General features: G+C 54.4%; 17 protein-coding genes. 4 read left to right on the top strand and 13 right to left on the bottom strand.

Annotated features, from left to right (window positions below; translation table 11 throughout):
* Positions 1-274: 274 nt before the first annotated feature.
* From BHW66_RS02160 to BHW66_RS02150, 3 genes are read right to left on the bottom strand one after another with little or no spacing between them, the layout of a single operon-like run.
* Positions 275-1,042, bottom strand: coding sequence for a succinate dehydrogenase/fumarate reductase iron-sulfur subunit (locus BHW66_RS02160; RefSeq protein ID WP_046436827.1), 768 nt, complete (start codon positions 1,040-1,042; stop codon positions 275-277).
* A gap of 40 nt (positions 1,043-1,082) precedes the next feature.
* Complete coding sequence (locus BHW66_RS02155; protein ID WP_012420029.1) at positions 1,083-3,041, bottom strand: fumarate reductase/succinate dehydrogenase flavoprotein subunit; 1,959 nt, start codon at positions 3,039-3,041, stop codon at positions 1,083-1,085.
* A gap of 21 nt (positions 3,042-3,062) precedes the next feature.
* Entirely contained in the window at positions 3,063-3,731 is a 669-nt protein-coding gene (locus BHW66_RS02150; protein ID WP_161994249.1) for a succinate dehydrogenase cytochrome b subunit, read from the bottom strand.
* A gap of 233 nt (positions 3,732-3,964) precedes the next feature.
* On the opposite strand from BHW66_RS02150, the gene BHW66_RS02145 reads away from it, so the two are divergent.
* On the top strand, positions 3,965-4,237 hold the full coding sequence (locus tag BHW66_RS02145; protein WP_046436823.1) for a hypothetical protein: 273 nt from the start codon (positions 3,965-3,967) through the stop codon (positions 4,235-4,237).
* 5 nt (positions 4,238-4,242) lie between these two features.
* The gene (locus BHW66_RS02140; protein ID WP_035196335.1) at positions 4,243-5,055 is read left to right on the top strand and encodes a TatD family hydrolase; all 813 of its coding nucleotides are present in this window, start codon (positions 4,243-4,245) and stop codon (positions 5,053-5,055) included.
* A gap of 33 nt (positions 5,056-5,088) precedes the next feature.
* On the opposite strand, the gene BHW66_RS02135 is transcribed toward BHW66_RS02140, so the two are convergent.
* The 3 genes from BHW66_RS02135 to BHW66_RS02125 all read right to left on the bottom strand — a co-directional run bounded on the left by BHW66_RS02135 (position 5,089) and on the right by BHW66_RS02125 (position 7,100).
* Positions 5,089-5,322, bottom strand: coding sequence for a DUF1232 domain-containing protein (locus BHW66_RS02135; RefSeq protein ID WP_012420033.1), 234 nt, complete (start codon positions 5,320-5,322; stop codon positions 5,089-5,091).
* A 431-nt stretch (positions 5,323-5,753) separates the two neighbouring features.
* A complete protein-coding gene (locus BHW66_RS02130) occupies positions 5,754-6,461 on the bottom strand; it encodes a PEP-CTERM sorting domain-containing protein (RefSeq protein WP_146023965.1) in 708 nt (235 codons plus the stop codon).
* A gap of 285 nt (positions 6,462-6,746) precedes the next feature.
* Entirely contained in the window at positions 6,747-7,100 is a 354-nt protein-coding gene (locus BHW66_RS02125) for a hypothetical protein (RefSeq protein WP_286688849.1), read from the bottom strand.
* A gap of 835 nt (positions 7,101-7,935) precedes the next feature.
* Here BHW66_RS02125 and BHW66_RS02120 point away from each other — a divergent pair.
* Positions 7,936-8,196 (top strand): hypothetical protein, encoded by a 261-nt coding sequence (locus BHW66_RS02120; protein ID WP_215490264.1) that lies wholly within the window; start codon positions 7,936-7,938, stop codon positions 8,194-8,196.
* Here the strand turns inward: BHW66_RS02120 and miaA are convergent.
* From miaA to BHW66_RS02090, 6 genes are read right to left on the bottom strand one after another with little or no spacing between them, the layout of a single operon-like run.
* Positions 8,193-9,116 (bottom strand): tRNA (adenosine(37)-N6)-dimethylallyltransferase MiaA, encoded by a 924-nt coding sequence (miaA, locus tag BHW66_RS02115; protein ID WP_081429098.1) that lies wholly within the window; start codon positions 9,114-9,116, stop codon positions 8,193-8,195. The genes BHW66_RS02120 and miaA overlap by 4 nt on opposite strands.
* 44 nt (positions 9,117-9,160) lie before the next feature.
* Positions 9,161-9,901, bottom strand: coding sequence for a GDSL-type esterase/lipase family protein (locus BHW66_RS02110; protein ID WP_012419693.1), 741 nt, complete (start codon positions 9,899-9,901; stop codon positions 9,161-9,163).
* Positions 9,882-10,985: an acyltransferase gene (locus tag BHW66_RS02105; RefSeq protein ID WP_012419692.1), complete on the bottom strand. Its 1,104-nt coding sequence runs from the start codon at positions 10,983-10,985 to the stop codon at positions 9,882-9,884. Before BHW66_RS02105 ends, BHW66_RS02110 begins: the two co-directional genes overlap by 20 nt.
* A gap of 46 nt (positions 10,986-11,031) precedes the next feature.
* Entirely contained in the window at positions 11,032-11,649 is a 618-nt protein-coding gene (locus BHW66_RS02100; RefSeq protein ID WP_012419691.1) for an acyltransferase, read from the bottom strand.
* The gene (locus BHW66_RS02095; RefSeq protein WP_286688848.1) at positions 11,649-12,794 is read right to left on the bottom strand and encodes a glycosyltransferase family 4 protein; all 1,146 of its coding nucleotides are present in this window, start codon (positions 12,792-12,794) and stop codon (positions 11,649-11,651) included. The genes BHW66_RS02100 and BHW66_RS02095 overlap by 1 nt, the downstream gene beginning before the upstream one ends.
* A gap of 22 nt (positions 12,795-12,816) precedes the next feature.
* A complete protein-coding gene (locus BHW66_RS02090) occupies positions 12,817-13,977 on the bottom strand; it encodes a glycosyltransferase family 4 protein (protein WP_286688847.1) in 1,161 nt (386 codons plus the stop codon).
* A 419-nt stretch (positions 13,978-14,396) separates the two neighbouring features.
* Here BHW66_RS02090 and BHW66_RS02085 point away from each other — a divergent pair, with 419 nt between their 5' ends.
* Positions 14,397-15,959 (top strand): sugar transporter, encoded by a 1,563-nt coding sequence (locus BHW66_RS02085; protein ID WP_046437769.1) that lies wholly within the window; start codon positions 14,397-14,399, stop codon positions 15,957-15,959.
* A gap of 53 nt (positions 15,960-16,012) precedes the next feature.
* Here the strand turns inward: BHW66_RS02085 and BHW66_RS02080 are convergent.
* A partial coding sequence (locus BHW66_RS02080) for a hypothetical protein (protein ID WP_286688846.1) occupies positions 16,013-16,424 on the bottom strand: 412 nt, incomplete at its 5' end.

The raw sequence follows: 16,424 nt of genomic DNA, 5'->3' as shown, positions 1-16,424 counted from the left end.
CAATTCCTGTAATCAATGTTTTTCTTTCTCGAAGAAAGATGGGGCCGTCGCTGTCGGACGGGGCCTGCTTAGGTTTCGTCCGGCATTTCCAAGTACGGTCTCCTGGATTACTGGGAACCTTCCGGTGTAACATTTATTTTTTACGCTGCGCGACGATGAGGAAGCAACTGTCTGATATTTTATTCCTGGTTCAAGGAAACCTGATAATGAAAAAAACTCCCGACAGCCGATGCCGCCGGGAGTTTTTACAGAGCGTCTTAAGAAGGAATCTTCTTTAGAAACAGAGACCTTCCTTGGCGTTGGCTCGCATGAAGTCGCGGTTGAGGCGGGCGATGTTGTCCACGCTGATGCCTTTCGGGCAGGCAGCTTCACATTCATACTGGTTCGTGCAGTTGCCGAAGCCTTCCGCTTCCATTTGCTTCATCATGGCCAGGACGCGCTTGGAACGTTCCGGCTGGCCCTGCGGCAGCAGATTGAGATGGGCGATCTTGGCGGAGGTGAACAGCATGGCGGAGGCGTTTTTACAGGAGGCCACGCAGGCGCCGCAGCCGATGCAGGCGGCCGCGTCAAAGGCGGCGTCCGCCTTCACTTTTTCCACGGCGATGTTGTTGGCGTTCGGCGCGGAACCGGTACGCACGTCAATATAGCCTCCGGAGGCGATGATGCGGTCCAGGGCGGAGCGGTCCACCATCAGGTCCCGCAGGATTGGGAAAGCCTTCGCGCGGAAGGGTTCAATCCAGACGGTATCGCCGTCCTTGAACTTGCGCATGTGAAGCTGGCAAGTGGTCACCTGGCGTTCCGGCCCGTGGGGAATGCCGTTGATGGTCAGGGAGCACATGCCGCAGATGCCTTCCCGGCAGTCGTGGTCAAAATGGATGGGTTCCTTGCCTTCCTTGACCAGGCCTTCATTGACGATGTCCAGCATTTCCAGGAAGGAGGCGTCCACCGGAATGTCCTTGGCGGCATAGGTCTCAATGCGGCCCTTAGCTTCCCGGTTTTCCTGGCGCCAGACCTTGAGAGTGAGATTGAGTGTTTTAGCCATGTTATAATCTTTCTTTTGAGTGTTAATGTATTGGCTATCTTTACTTGTAGCTGCGGATGGCAAGGTGCACGTTCTCGAAGGTCAGCGGTTCCTTGTGGAGAACAGGCAGGCTGTCCACGCCAGTGTATTCCCAGGCGGCTACATAGGCGTATTCATCGTCGTTGCGCTTGGCTTCGCCGTCCGGCAGCTGGTATTCCACGCGGAAGTGGGCGCCGCAGGATTCCTGGCGGTTCAGGGCGTCATAGCAGAGCAGCTGGGCGAATTCCAGGAAGTCGGCCACGCGGCAGGCTTTTTCCAGTTCCGCGTTGATGCCGTCCGCCGTGCCGGTTACGCGCACGTTTTCCCAGAATTCCTTGCGGAGCTGGGGAATGCGTTCAATGGCGTGGGTCAGGCTTTCTTCCGTGCGGGCCATGCCGCAGTCTTCCCACATGATGAGGCCCAGTTCCCGGTGGAAGGAGTCCACCGTCTTGGTGCCCTTCACATTCAGGAGCTTGTTGATGCGTTCCTTCACTTCGTCTTCCGCAGCCTTGAATTCCGGGGCGGCGGTGGTGACGGCACCGGGCTTGGTGGTCGTCAGGTAAGCGGGCAGCGTGGCGGGAATGACGAAGTAGCCGTCAGACAGGCCCTGCATCAGGGCGGAGGCTCCCAGGCGGTTGGCGCCGTGATCGGAGAAGTTGGCTTCACCGAGGACGTGCAACCCCTTCACGTTGGACATGAGGTTGTAGTCCACCCACAGGCCGCCCATGGTGTAGTGGGAGGCGGGGTAGATCATCATGGGCGTTTCATGGGGGTCGTCGTCCGTGATTTCTTCGTACATGTCAAACAGATTGCCGTATTGGCCGTCAATCCATTCGCGGCCCATGCGCTTGATTTCATCCGCAAAATCCAGGAAGACGCCCTTGCCGGTGACGGCCACGCCGCGGCCGTCGTCGCAGGCTTCCTTGGCGGCGCGGGAGGAAATGTCGCGCGGAGCCAGGTTGCCGAAGGAGGGATACTTGCGTTCCAGGTAGTAGTCCCGTTCTTCTTCGGGAACATCGGAAGGCTTGATTTCCTTCTTACGGATTTTTTCTGCGGTTTCACGGGACTTGGGCACCCAGATGCGGCCGCTGTTGCGGAGGGATTCCGACATCAGCGTCAGTTTGGACTGGTAGTCGCCTTTGACCGGAATGCAGGTGGGGTGGATTTGCGTGAAGCAGGGGTTGGCGAAGAAGGCACCACGCTTGTAGGCTTTGTAGGCGGCAGTGACGTTGCAACCCATCGCGTTGGTGGACAGGAAGAACACGTTGCCGTAGCCGCCCGTGCAGAGCAGGACGGTATCCCCTGCGTAGGATTTGATTTCGCCGGTAACCAGATTGCGGGTGACGATGCCCTTGGCTTCGCCGTCCACCAACACCAGGTCCATCATTTCATGGCGGGAGAACATTTCAATGTGTCCCTTGGCCACTTCCTTTTCCAGGGCCTGGTAGGCACCCAGCAGGAGCTGCTGGCCCGTCTGTCCGCGTGCGTAGAAGGTTCGCTTGAGCTGGGCGCCGCCGAAGGAGCGGTTGTCCAGCAGGCCGCCGTATTCACGGCCGAAGGGAACGCCCTGGGCCACACACTGGTCAATGATGTTGGAGGAGACTTCCGCCAGACGGTAGACATTGGCTTCACGGGCGCGGAAGTCGCCGCCTTTAACGGTGTCGTAAAACAGGCGGTAAACGGAGTCGCCGTCGTTCTGGTAGTTCTTGGCCGCGTTAATGCCGCCCTGGGCCGCAATGGAGTGGGCGCGGCGGGGGCTGTCCTGGTAGCAGAAGCATTTGACGTTGTAGCCAAGTTCGGCAAGCGTGGCGGCAGCGGAGGCGCCAGCCAGGCCGGAACCTACCACAAGTACCGTGTACTTGCGCTTGTTGTTCGGATTGATCAGTTTGGACTCAAGTTTGTACTTGGACCATTTGTCCTGAATAGGGCCGGAGGGAATTTTGGCATCCGGCATCCAGTCGCTTACGGGAAAATTAATCATGACTTTGAGAGGAGTTGATGGTTATTTGATGATACCCAGAAGAACCGAGACCGGCACGGAGATGAAGCCCAGGCAGATAATCGCGCCGTAGGCGATGGCGATAAAGTTGTAGAAGGGCCGGATTTTGCGGGAATCGACGCCCACAGTCTGGAAGATGGACTGTACCCCGTGGCGCAGATGGCTGAACAGCATCAGAACGGCCAGGATGTAGAAGGCGGAGCACCATACGTTGGAGAATCCGGTCACGATCATCTTGTACACGTCAAAGGTTTCCACCGTACCGTCGGAAATAAAGGTGGTGAACTGGGCGGGGTCGTATCCCACGCGCAGGGTGTACTGGTACAGGTGGTAGATCAGGAACACCAGGACGGTCAAACCGGTGTAAATCATGTAGCGGGAGGAGAGCGTTGCCTTAATGGTGTTCTTGAACACGTAGGGTTCGCGGGCCGCATGGTTTTCCAGCTTCAGCTGGATGGTCAGCCAGACGTGGATGATGAAGATCACCGCAAGCCCCGCGCGGATTCCCCAGAGGGCTGCTTCCGGCATGGAGTGCAGGCCGTGGGCGTAGGTGTTGATCCATTCAGGGCCTCCGAAGATGAGAAGGTTGCCTGCCAGGTGTCCCGCAAGGAACAAGACCAAACATAACCCCGTCAGAGCCACAATGATTTTGCGGCCGATGGAGGATGTCACGAATGTACATATGGTTTTTACTAGTGCATTCATAGGCGCTCTAATGAAATAAATGCGTCTTCACAGGATGCCCGGTTCAAGCCCGGATGGCAAGCCTCTTCTTGAATTTCCGGCGCTTTTCGGATTTTTGAAAAACCGGGGAAAGAGGTTGCTGTTTATCAGTTTGGAATGGTTATCATTTTGTTGCCTGTTCCGGCTTGACGAGGCTTTCCGCACAGGCGTATCGTCTGTGCATGAAAAGAAGTAAAAAGGAGGTGCTGGACGCGGATTTCGCAGCGACGCGCGCCGGCGTTCTGGATGTGGCCGCATTTCTGGACCGGGTGGACCGCGGGGAAGGGGAGGCGGATTTCCGCTACCATGCCCTGATGGATGTTCTTCCCCTCTTGTCCGCATCCGGCCCCGGACGCGTCCGGGCCATTCTGGAAGCCCTTTCCTACAGGGATGACACCGTGCCGGAAACCGCCGCAGCCAAAGCGGCCTGCGGAGCCCCGAACCTCAGCAAATAAGAATGATGGCTTTCATAGAACCTCATATACATATGGTGTGCCGCACCACGGACGAATACCGGGCCATGGCGCAGGCCGGCTGCCTGGCGGTAGGGGAACCGGCGTTCTGGGCCGGTTACGACCGTTCGTCCGCGGACGGTTTCCGGGATTATTTCGTACAGCTTACGGAATGCGAACCCGCCAGGGCGGCCAAGTTCGGCATGGACCATTACACATGGCTGTGCATCAATCCCAAGGAGGCGCAGGACGTGGCTTTCGCGCGGGATGTGATGAAACTGATTCCGGAGTTCATTGACCGGCCCAATGTCCTCGGCATCGGGGAAATAGGGCTGAACCGGAATACTTCCCATGAAATGACTATTTTTGAAGAGCATCTGGATCTGGCGGTGCGCCTCAACCAGCTTGTGCTGATTCACACTCCCCATCTGGAAGACAAGCTTAAGGGGACCGTAATGATTCTTTCCGCCCTGAAAAACCGTCCGGATCTGGACCCTTGCCGCGTGCTGGTGGATCACTGTGAGGAACATACCTTCCCGCTGGTGAAGGAGGCCGGTTACTGGGCCGGGCTGACCCTTTATCCCACCAGTAAGCTGAATCCCAAGCGGGCGGCGGATATTCTGGAATTGTACGGAATGGACCGTGTCTGGGCCAATTCCGCGGCGGACTGGGGGGATTCCGATCCCCTGGCGCTGACGGCCCTGGCCTGCGAGCTACGCAGGCGCGGTTTTTCCCGGCAGGAAACGGAACGTCTTCTCCTGGAAAATCCGGAGACATTCATGGGACAGTCCCCGAAGTTCCGGAAAGTGTCGTCCCGCTAATTCCGCCCGAGGCGCGGCGGAGGGTACGGCCCTCTAGTCCCCGTCCGGGAAAAAGACGGTGAGGACGGCGCCCAGGATGACCGCCGCGTCATCCAGAAGGCCCAGCCTGCCGATTCCGTCAAACAGGAATTCGTCGGGAGTCAGGATGTAGGCGCCGGCGGCGGCCAGAAGGCATATATTCCGTTTGTTGAAAAAACGCGGTTCTCCTTTTCTGCTTTTGAAATACCGGAACAGGCGCAGTAGCAGCTGCTGTTTTTGAAGGTTCATGGACGGGAACGGGGGATAAAGGTTCAAGCTCAGCCATTTTCCCACTCCTTTTCCCTGTTTCGGGGAAGGAGTCTGTTGCCGACGGACGGAAACCGCAGCGATCCGGACCGTGCGGGGAAATGGATTGCTGAAAGGATGGGCTGTTCCGGATGCTGAGGGAAGCCGGGCTTTGCATGCTCCGGTTCCGGCTGTCCCGGCATGGGAAAAAGGGGCGTGTACGGAAGTGGGGCGGGGCCGGAAGCTCTTGAAATGACCCTCCCGGGGGAGCCTGAATGCCATTTCCCCGTCAAGTGCTGGTCGTGAGGGTACCGCAGCAAATGGAAGCTTCTTCCCCCCTGTTTTTTCCGGCAGATGTTTGAACGGATAAGGAAAAGGCCGGCTCACGATTTTGTGAGCCGGCCTTTGAATATAGGGAGGCGGACGGTACAGGCTTATGCCCTGCGGCGGCGCATCATCAGCGCGGCCAGTCCCAGCAGGCCCAGGGAAGCCGTGGCGGGTTCCGGGATGCTGGCGATTTCACTCATCAGTTGACCAACTTGTTCCTGGGAAAGGAGGGAGTCGTGAATGTAGAGCTGTTCGATGGATTCAGCCAGTCCTGCGTCCATGAGAATCTGATCAATTTGCTGGTTGCCGAATTTCAGGCCGCTGTTGGAATAGTACGTAGTGCTGTCTCCAAAATAGATGCGGGTGCCAAGATCTCCGGTGACTACGGAAATGGTCAGGGAACCTTCCGTGCCCAGCGGGGTGTCAACGACAGGCCCGCTGTAGGAGGTGTTGTTCCATAATCCCTGGAGTTTCCGGTCCGTGTTCAGGCCCACGCCCCAGCTTACACTGCTGTTTTTGGCGTTAAACAGAGCGGTATAGGCGTCCGGAGTGTTGATTTTGGACAGGTCAAGAACCATCGTCACAGACATAACGTCGCGGTTGTTGGCACCGTATCCGTTGAAGGTTATCCCGGATAACGTCAGATTGCTGTCGTCAGACGTGATGGAAACGGAATCTTTCAGGGTGCCGAAATCCGCCGTTTGGGAGGCAAAGTCCGAATATCCCACGATGGAGCTATCCAGCAGAGAGGTAGCCGCGGTAGCGCTTAGGCTCATGCCGACCGAAAGAATCAGGGTGGATAATAATTTATTCATGGTCAGTATCTTAATAAAATGATGCAAGATTCAATGTATGTACTTGTGCTTGAATAACGAATTTGGAATCCGTAGTCAAGTAAAAATAGTCGTTTATTAATCAAAAGGTTCGCCAACTTCATTCATGCCGTTTCACCGCACCGTCATATCAGCAATTCTCTTCCAGACAGTTTGATGACAAAGAGGACACAGGAATTCCTATACGGATTCCAAATCCGTACCCATATAAAAATGTTTCGTTGTAATAGGGTAAATGGATGTTGTATTGCATGGTGGTCTATTTTCTCATTTCTGATTTGTTATTATTCCAGTTATGTGTCTCCCTATTATGAAATTCCCGTAAGTTGTGATCCCATTATTTATCATCTCATGGGACGCGGAATGATGGAAGGGTTGATGCCTTATCGGGATTTGTTTGATCAAAAGGGGCCCTTCATTTTTTTGATATATGGCTTTTCCTACACCTTGTGTGGTTCTTACTGGCTTGTATTCGTTCTTGAGGTATTCGCAGTGACGGCCTCCATGATCTTTTGTTACAAGGCGGCCCTTCTCTTCGTATCTGGAAAAAAAGCGTTTATCGTTTCGCTGCTCATCCTTTATTCCATGTGCAGTTTCCACTATTATGCAGGAGGAGGTCATCCCTCCGAATTTATTCTGCCTTTCCAGTTTGCCGCGATTTATGGAGTGTGCCGCCTGTATCGGGATCCCGATCGCTTCGTAAGAACGGGCGTGGTGTTTGGCGCGGGCATCGGGATGGCGCTTCTGTTGAAATTCAACTTGGCCGCTTTTTGGTTCGTTCCCTTCCTGTATGTCCTATATCGTGCGCGGATGACCGGGAAGGCATGGATTTTTACAGGAAGCGTGGGAGGAACGCTCCTGTTGATGCTGACGCCCTGCCTCTGGTATTTTTACAGCCGCGGCGCGTTGCTGGATTTATATGAAGGATACATTGTTTTTAATGCCGGTTACGGCGCCGATGCGGTATCGTTCAAGGAGATGTGCCGGAATTATTCCCAATGGGTGAAAAGGGATATCATGTATCCTAGCATGTTGATGTACATCGTGGGAGGAGCGGGGGTGATTTTAAGCCGGATGCCCGCCAGGGAAAAGATTTATTATACAGCCGCTTTTCTGATTACCTGCATGGGCGTCCAGGGAAATGGAAAGACGCATTTCAACCATTACGCCCAGACACTTATTCCCTTCGCTGCTGTGGGATACCTGGTGGTGGCCAGGATGATCCATGTGGAAGAGGTTGTTTCCCGAAAGTGGCGCCGATGGCTTTTTCCTCTGGTTGTTGCGGGAGTGATGGCTTACACCTTCCTGAATTGCGTGGATTTTTCATGCAGAAGCCGCGCCCGCGAATGGATGTCCGCTTTTGCTCTTCCAGATACCAGTGATGAACCGGGGGGGGGAGAATGCTTGTGCAGTCCTTGGGCGGCATGCCGTATGGTTTTACTGTGTCAATGGTTTGGTGCCGCCCATACGCACGTTTACGATTTGCGCTTCCGACAAACAGGGTGCAGAACGGGAAAGGATGCGTCAGTATCAGGAAATCCGCCGCGGAAAGATAGACTATGTGGTGATAGCGGGAGAATACTTCAAGCCGGACAACACGGAATCTCCCTCCCTGAGGGCTATGCGGGATTTGCTAAGTACGGAATATTGCCGGGAACGATCCTTTTTCAGAGAAGTGACGAACTTGGATATTTACCGCCGTGTGAAGAGGGATTAATGCCCCAGTTCTTCCATGATGCGTTCTGCAAGAGCCCGGGGAGAGTCGGAAGGGGAAGCCGGAAGTTTCCGAAGCCATTGTTCGCGTTTCAGCCAGGTGCGCTGCCGTTTGGCGTATTGCCGGGTGGCGAGGGCCAGTTGGCCCTGGCAGTTTTCACGGGAGATTTCCCCGCGCAGCATGCTTCGTATCAACGCCAGGCCCAGGGTGCGTTCCGCTGTGGCGGAGCATGGGCCGAGGGAAGCCGTTTCCTCCACGGCCCCCTCCTGCATCATGCGTGCGGCACGGTGGGCTATTCTTTCGTCCAGTTCAGGAACATCCCTGCTGATGACCCAGCCGGGCCCGCGCGGCGGGGTCAACCAGTTCCTCTTCCAGAAGGAAAGAGGTTTTCCTCCGGCAAGGACGATTTCCAGATTGCGTTCCACATAACGCCGGTTGGAGGCATCCGTCGAGGCCGCTCCTTCCGGATCCAGGGAAGAGAGTCTGGCGTATAGCGCTTCCGTGGAACAGTTCGCGAAAGCGGCGCGGAGAGCAGCGTCCCCCGGCGGCGCTTCCGACAGGCCGTGGGAGAGGAATTTGAAGTACAGGCCGGAACCGCCCGTGACGATGGCGATTTTTCCGCGTGCGTGAATTTCTTCCATGCAGCGCATGGCGCGGTGGTAGTGTTCCGTGGCATTCCAGTTCTTTTGGACCGGAATGATGGAAACCATGTGGTGGGGGACCCGTTCCCGGTCTGCCGGGGAAGGCGCCGCCGTCAGGATGGGCAGCTCCCGGTACACCTGGTAAGCGTCGGAACTGACGATTTCTGCGTCCAGCATCTCCGCCAGTTCCACGGCTACCGCGGATTTGCCCGATCCGGTGGGACCTGCCAGAAACAGGGTCATGGGAAGTGTTGCCTGATGGGGTGGAGAAGATTCAATCATCACGTGGAGTAATGGCGGATAAAGTTTGTTGTTCCTGTGAAGCCCTAAAAGCTGCTCCTGCTTAAAAGCTGTTGGAGGAAGCGGAAAAGCGGAGGCGAAATGGCTTCATATCCCAGGGCGTTGAGATGGAGGCCGTCCCAAGTATAAAGGCTGGCGTCTTTTCCCGGAAGGAAGAAATGGAGGGGGAGGACATGGACATTTTCTCCAAAGTCGTGTTGCAGCAGACAATTCCTGAAGGTTTCCATGCGCGACCCTTTTTGTGCGATGAGCGGGGGAATGACAATGATGGCGGTCGTTTCCGGGCTGTAAATCTCCCTGATTTTTTTGACGATGGCCACGTTTCCCTGAAAAGCCGTCCATCCCAGGCTTTTTTGTACTCCCAGATTGTTGACTCCCGAATACAGGACGATGATTCTGGGCGCCAGCGGGCTTGTCAGGCCGTCATTGAGGCGCCAGAGCAGGTTGCCCGTGGTCTCGCTCCTGGTTCCCAGGTTGAGGCATCCCAGAGGGGAAAACCAGGTTTCCCAGGAATGTTTCCCTTCTTTCAGCCAGAATTCCATGGTGGAGGAACCCAGGAACAACACGGGGGCATGGGGATTCAGCCGGGCATTGCGTTTGTCCTGCCGGTGTTTTTCCAGCAGGGCGCCCTGTTCCGGGGAATAGGGAAGGGGATGGACAGCCAAATGGTAGCGGTAGGCGTGTTTGGCGCACCAGACGGCGCCTAATGCGGCCGGAACGGTTAAAAGAAGAAAGAGGATACAGGCCTTAATTTTTTTTGGGAACATGGGTGATGCGGTCGTTGGCGACGTAGGGCAGGCAGGCCGGGAAGAATTTTCTCAGGAAAAGATAGAATGCGACGATCAGGAAAATGATGGCCGGTATTAATACAAAGGGAGCGAAAAAGGATTGTTTCCAGATGTGGGAGGGGATCAGCATGATCAAAGGATAATGAAGAACGAATATCAGGAAACAGGCGGGAGCATAGTTGGATAGCTTTCTGGCAACGGGAATTTTCTTTTCCAGCCAGATTCCAAGGGTCATGAGAAGAAGCGCCCCGAAGACTGGGCAGAGGGAATTCAAACGGACAGCCGGCCAGGAGATATTCCATACTCCATAGGATGCCAGTATTTTGTGCATGTTCCATTCCGGGTTATTCTGGCAAACGCTCAAGTAATTGGTGATGCTGAGCAGAAACCCGGTTCCTACGGCGAGCAGAACGAGGGGAGTAAAGGAATTTTTGTAAACGTGTTTTACTTCAGCCAGTTTGATGGAAGACAGGAAAAGGCCCAGACTGAACAGGGAGACAGTGGATGGAGCAAGGGTAATCTTGTTGGCCGGCACGGGGTATTGGAGCCAGTCCGTGCTGAAGCAGATCAGGATCAGGACAAAAACCGGATATTTCAATTTCAGCAGGATGGGGGAAATGAGGGAACAGAGAATGATATCCCTCAAAAACCATGTGGGAGGGGAAAAGGGTTCTCCCGTCAATCCATTGATGGAAAGAGGAATAAAATCGGGAGTGAAAAGGGAGCGGAAGCCTGCAAGGTTGCATAAGTATTCCGGCAGTCCCATATTCATGATTCCCGGATGGAGGAAAGAGATGACTATATTCCAGAACAGAAAGGGAATGAGAAGCGTATAACCCCGTTTGAACGCTTTGTTCCAGGAATTGTTCCGGCCCATGAAATAGCCTGCCAGAATCAGGAAAAATGCCACGCGGCCGTTGAAAACCGGAAGCTGGAACAGGCTGGCGAAAGAGAAGGCCGGCGCGTGGACGCATACAATCAGGCATGCCGCGAGGAATCGGGATATGTCAATCCAATGTTCCCGGGATGAGGGTAATAAAATTGTAGGATTTTGCGGTGTCATGAAAGAGTCTGCCTTTGGAGCCCCCTGAGGCAGGCAGGGGAAATGCTCAAGGGCAGATGGCTTTTTGTGTTTCCCGGGGATGTTTGAGACGTTCGGGGAGCGGTTTATTTACTGCGGGATTTCCGATGGCCAGGCAGCCGGGAGGCACATCCCGGGTGACGACGGCTCCTGCGGCGACTACGGAACCGGAGCCGATGGTGACTCCTTTCAAGATGGTGGCCCTGGCGCCGATGAAGCATCCTTCCCCGATGGAAATGGGTTGTCCCTGTTCGGGCTGTCCCAGGGTTGATCCCCACCTGGCGCCGCTCCGGGGATAGTGCATGTCGTTGTCCAGAATCAGCGCGTCTGCTCCTATCAGCGTGTGGCGGCCGATGCGGATGCCGTTGACGCAGACCAGGGTGGCTCCGCTGATGCCGCAGCCGTCCTCCAGAATGATGCTTGCCTGATTGGAAAGGGCGGCCAGGCAGGTGTGATGGGAAAGTACCGGATTCATCCGGGTCAGGGAGTGGATGGTGACTCCGTTGCCGATGGTGATGGACGCTCCCGGGAATTTTTTAATGAGGGGAAATCCGGAAAGAATGATGCCTGTTCCGGTGCGCACCCCCCTGAGCCTGAGCAGCAGGCGGCCTATCCCGGAAAGCAGATGGATAAGGAATAATTTCATCAGCGTGGATACAGCATGGTATGATAACGTGACAGGCACCCGGTTACTGTCTGCTTTACGTCCAGCAGGCGGCGGCATTCCTGATGCCGCTCCATTCCCATGGACATGGCTTTATCCAGGCTGACGGAAAGTTTCTGCGCGGCTTCCCTGACGGCGGCGCTGTTGCGGACAGGGACAATATAGCCGGATACGCCGTCCTGAACATATTGAGTCTGTCCGCCTTCTTCCGTGGTGATTACCGGAAGGCCCATGACTCTTGCCTCCTTCACGATGTTGGGGCAGCAATCCCCCAGGGTGGGATGCACCAGGAACCACGCCGTGGAAAGGTGCTGCTGAAGTTCTGCGCGGGAAATGCTGCCCAGCCAGTGGATATTGGGAGTGGACAGGGCTTCCAGCCTTTCCCTGAGGGCTCCGTTGCCCGCAATGAACAGCTGGACATGGGAAAGGGACGGATGCGTAAAGGCCTCCACCAGGTAGGAAACGCCCTTCAACTCGTAAATGGTTCCGGCAAAGAGGCAGGAAGGTTCCGGGGAAGGTTTTCTGGCAAGATGGTAAAAGGAAGGTTCCACGCCGTATTCCATGCAGGATAGACGGGCATGGGGGGCAATTTCCGCAACGCGGCCGCACGCCCAGGGGGATTCGCACGTGATAAGATCATAATGTTTGACGGCCATCCGTTCCCAGAGGGCCTGCATATGGAGGAGGAAGGCCTGCGGAGCGCGCTGGCAGTGGGCGGTGAGGGCTCCCTGGTAGGAAAGGAGCTTCTTTCCCCGGAAGGCAATCCCCGCCAGAGCGTAAGCCTGCTCCACGCCCCATACGTGCAGGAGGTCCGGCTGGATATCGTTCAGGGTCTTGCGTATTCTCCGGACGGTCAGGAAATGGGCCGTCAGGATATTCCTGCCCATGCTGCCCAGGGGAAGAATGTGGATGGTCTGGTTGCGCATCCGGATGGTTTCCGGGGCAGAAACGGCTTTGCTGAGGGTGATCCAGTGGATGTCAAAATCTTCCTGAGATTCCAGAGCATGAAAAAGGGAAAAAATCCAGGGAATCGTACGCCGGTCCTTGTTGCGGAAAGACGTCAGCAGCCGGCCCAGAGGGAGGTCCGCTGCTATGGCTAATACGGGACGGAGGCGTTTGATCGGCATGGATTGGAAAGAGGAGGCAAGGTTAGCAGGTGGGTAAATGCTCCCGGACGATGGAAGACGCGAACGGAGGCTTTCCTTCCGGGCGGATGGAGGAAAAAAGCAGTTGCTCCCATTCCTGGTTTACTGCGTCGGGGGCGAAACAGGCTTCCCACTGCCGGCGGCCTTTACTCCCCAGTAGTTTGCGTGTTTTTTCGTCCGTCAACGATTCCACGGCTTTTTCCAGCACGGAGGGGGAAGTGTTTTTCAGGACGATTCCCCCCTCCAGGGTGGAAAGAGCTCCTGCGTCCGGAGCGAACCAGGGAACGCCGCATGACATCGCCTCCAGAATGGAGAGGGGCTGCTGTTCCTGATAAGAGTAAAGGAAAACGGCATTGCTTTCCATAATGGCGGCTTCTACTTCCAAACGGGGGAGCCTGTAGAGAATCCTGAATCTGGGGTCATCCCCGATGGCTTGTTCCATTTGTTCCGCGTAGGCATTGTGCTGGGGAATCAGAAAAAGAAAAATGATATGCCGCAGACGGGAGCGTTTCACATGGCGGATGAAGAGAAGCTGCCGTTTCCTCATGCTGGCGCCGGCAGGGCAGGTAAAAACGGGGGCGGAGGAAAGTCCGTATTTTTCCCGGAAAAAAGGAGCGGTTCTTTTCAGAGCCGGGAATGTGTTGGGAATGCAGGAGTAATGGGCAAGTTTGCTTCTGGATGCGCAGTAATAATCAAAGCTCTTGAACAGTGTCCCGTAAGGATCGAGAAAAACGAGACGGTTTAACGGTGATTTCCGGCATACGTTGAGGATATCCCTGCGTACTTGAAAAAAGGAGCAGAGCCATTTTTTCAGGCCGAAGAAAGGAGGGTAATTGAAGCGGAAAAAAGAGCGGAAATTGGTAGCTGCACCATTGGAGCGGAGGAAAAACGGAATGCCTGAATCCCGTGCCGCGTCCAGCAATTCTTCCCGGCACCAGTCCGCCCAGGAGTGGTAGATAATAACATCCGGCCGGAAATCTTTCAGAAACCCGTCCAGGTATTCCCTTAAACGGGCGCTGTCCTCCGTCAGGGTGTCCGGCAGGGTTGTGAGAGGGCTGTATGGGTGGGAGCGGAAGGACTCATCCGGTGAATCCAGCGGGCGGGCGAGGACGTGGATATCCCAGTCCAGGGAACTCAGGCTGCAGGCCATTTCATAGGCAGCCATGCCTACGCCTCCTTCCTCCGGAGGAAAAACATATGTAACGATGAGAACCCTGCCCTTGCTCACGGGCGGTAATGTAGATGAAAAGAAAAAATAAAACAAGGACACTTTATGGAACTGTTCCGGTCCATGGAACCTGTAAAAATGAGGAATTTGTTTTTTATCCGGTGAGCGGATAAGGAGGCGTCATGGGAACAGGCGATTCTGCCCGGTTTCTATCTCCTGTGAAGGCCTGTTGGCTGAGGCTTCATAAAAAGATATTGATGCGGCAGGATGTTGTGCTAGATTGGCGCCGCTTTCCGTGCCCGTATGGCCGGCAATATGCCGTTGGGATATTGTCGGTTGAATAAATATCCGGTTATCAGTAAAACAGATATTTTTAATTTCTCCCGGGAAAGGATAAGGTTGATGGAATAAATAACATGGAAGAATCCCGCGTAAAGAAAAGCCTGTTGAACGCCAGGGTCAATCTCATTTTTTATGTTTTGATTCTTCTCATTTCCTTTTTTTCAAGGAAGATATTCTTGAATTGCCTGGGTGCCGATTTTGTCGGTTTGACGGGAACATTAATGAGTCTGCTGAATTTCCTCAATTTGGCGGAACTCGGTATAAGCACGGCTATCGGATATGTGCTTTACAAGCCTATCTTTGAGCATGATGAAACCAGGATTAATGAAATTATCTCCGTGCTGGGATACATGTACCGGTGGATAGGGCGGATAATCATCGCGGCTGGAGTAGCGCTTTCCTGTTTCCTGCCGGTTATTTTCCCTTCCACAGGTTTTTCCTATGGAATCATCTATTTTGCTTATTATTCCTTTCTGGCCTCTTCCCTGATCGGGTATTTTGCCAACTACAGGCAGACCCTTTTGGGAGCGGACCAGAGGAATTACGTAGTGGCGTTTTATTTCCAGACGGCATCCATCATCAAAATCATATGCCAGATGCTGTCTGCATGGTATACGGGAAGCTATTATTTATGGATAGGGATAGAGCTGTTCTTCGGCATTATTTATTCCTTCATCCTGAATTGGAAGATCAATCAGGTCTATCCCTGGCTGAAGAGCAATGTGGCCCTGGGGAAGGAGCTGTTCAAAAAATATCCTGAAGTCACTAAATACACCAAGCAGTTGTTTATGCATCGGCTGGGAAGCTTTTTCCAGTTCCAGATGACGCCGTTCCTGGTATATGCCTTTGTTTCCCTCCAGATGGCGGCCTATTTCGGCAACTATTCCACCGTTGTGGAGAAACTGCACCTTCTGGTCAATAATATGCTCGGCAGTACGGAAGCCGGTGTGGGCAACTTGATTGCGGAGGGAAATGCGGGAAAAATCCGCAAGGTGTTCAGTGAATTGTTTTCCCTGCGCATGCTGATTGCCGGGACGGTATGTTTCCCCTTTTACCAGCTTTTGGAGCCATTCATCACGCTTTGGCTGGGGGCGGAATATATCCTTCCCCGGGAAATCATGCTGCTGCTCGTTATCAGGCTGTTCATCACCATTACGCGGGGGGTTGTGGATCAGTTTTTATACGGTTACGGTTTGTTCTGGGATGTATGGGCTCCTCTTGCGGAAAGCGTGATCAACATTTCCGTGGCGATCATAGGAGGTTACTTATGGGGATTGCCCGGCGTTTTGCTGGGGGGCATCTCCAGCCTGATACTTATTGTGGGCATATGGAAGCCTTTCATGCTGTATAACTGGGGATTCAGAAAAAATGTGATGAGTTACTGGTTCCAATTCGGTTACCAGCTGGCGCTGGTTTCGATTTCGGCCGTGTTCATGGGCTGGATCTGGAAATTCGTTCCCCTGCAGCCTTCCGCGTCTTTCTTTTCCTGGTTTTTATGCGCCTTCCTCATGGCCGTTTCTTATGGCGGAGTGACGGTTCTTTTAATGTATTGCGGTACGCAGGGCATGCGCGGAATGGTGCGCCGTGCGCTGGAGATGGCGGGAACCCGGTTGCCGTGGCGGAAAAAAACTGAATAGGGACGCAGAGGTGTTGCCGGGCATCGGGAATGGGGACGCTGCGTCATTTATGCTCAATCTTCAGTAGTCGTTTCGGCTTCCGGGTCAACAAAATCCTCCACCGCCTCGGAGACAATGATATTGCTCTCCATGGAGGAAAACCCGTAATACGCCGGATTGACATTATTGCAATGCAAGTGCATCGTCGCCGGAAGGAACGCTCCGGCCAACGCCCAGCTGTTGGCATTCTCCATATCAAGATAATATCCGGAAAAGGGATAAATATTCTCAAAGCAATGGACTCCCCTCACCGTGGCGATCTTGACGCAGCCGCGGGAGGAATTCCCGCCATGCAGCAGCCACAACGCTCCCCTGTCTTCGGTATCATATCCTCCGTCCTGGTATTGCTCGTAAACCACCGCGTACACGCAGACGGGATAACCGTTATTGGAAGACGTCTCCGGCGCGAGGGCCTGCGTCGTCTTC

The sequence above is a fragment of the Akkermansia sp. 54_46 genome, from assembly GCF_001917295.1.
GTDB lineage: Bacteria > Verrucomicrobiota > Verrucomicrobiia > Verrucomicrobiales > Akkermansiaceae > Akkermansia > Akkermansia muciniphila.
The sequence above is the reverse complement of the archived record's forward strand: the minus strand, read 5'-3'. Positions and strand labels throughout refer to the sequence as shown.

Excerpts from the sequence above, each read along its gene's own strand:
- BHW66_RS02130 (WP_146023965.1), bottom strand. The coding sequence starts at position 6,461 with ATGAATAAATTATTATCCACCCTGATTCTTTCGGTCGGCATGAGCCTA.
- BHW66_RS02110 (WP_012419693.1), bottom strand. The coding sequence starts at position 9,901 with ATGTTCCCAAAAAAAATTAAGGCCTGTATCCTCTTTCTTCTTTTAACC.
- BHW66_RS02145 (WP_046436823.1), top strand. The coding sequence starts at position 3,965 with ATGAAAAGAAGTAAAAAGGAGGTGCTGGACGCGGATTTCGCAGCGACG.
- BHW66_RS02155 (WP_012420029.1), bottom strand. The coding sequence starts at position 3,041 with ATGATTAATTTTCCCGTAAGCGACTGGATGCCGGATGCCAAAATTCCC.
- BHW66_RS02100 (WP_012419691.1), bottom strand. The coding sequence starts at position 11,649 with ATGAAATTATTCCTTATCCATCTGCTTTCCGGGATAGGCCGCCTGCTG.
- BHW66_RS02105 (WP_012419692.1), bottom strand. The coding sequence starts at position 10,985 with ATGACACCGCAAAATCCTACAATTTTATTACCCTCATCCCGGGAACAT.
- BHW66_RS02090 (WP_286688847.1), bottom strand. The coding sequence starts at position 13,977 with ATGGCTGCCTATGAAATGGCCTGCAGCCTGAGTTCCCTGGACTGGGAT.
- BHW66_RS02135 (WP_012420033.1), bottom strand. The coding sequence starts at position 5,322 with ATGAACCTTCAAAAACAGCAGCTGCTACTGCGCCTGTTCCGGTATTTC.
- BHW66_RS02095 (WP_286688848.1), bottom strand. The coding sequence starts at position 12,794 with ATGCCGATCAAACGCCTCCGTCCCGTATTAGCCATAGCAGCGGACCTC.
- BHW66_RS02140 (WP_035196335.1), top strand. The coding sequence starts at position 4,243 with ATGGCTTTCATAGAACCTCATATACATATGGTGTGCCGCACCACGGAC.
- miaA (WP_081429098.1), bottom strand. The coding sequence starts at position 9,116 with ATGATTGAATCTTCTCCACCCCATCAGGCAACACTTCCCATGACCCTG.
- BHW66_RS02160 (WP_046436827.1), bottom strand. The coding sequence starts at position 1,042 with ATGGCTAAAACACTCAATCTCACTCTCAAGGTCTGGCGCCAGGAAAAC.
- BHW66_RS02085 (WP_046437769.1), top strand. The coding sequence starts at position 14,397 with ATGGAAGAATCCCGCGTAAAGAAAAGCCTGTTGAACGCCAGGGTCAAT.
- BHW66_RS02125 (WP_286688849.1), bottom strand. The coding sequence starts at position 7,100 with ATGACCTCCTCCTGCATAATAGTGGAAACTGCACATGGAATAAAGGAT.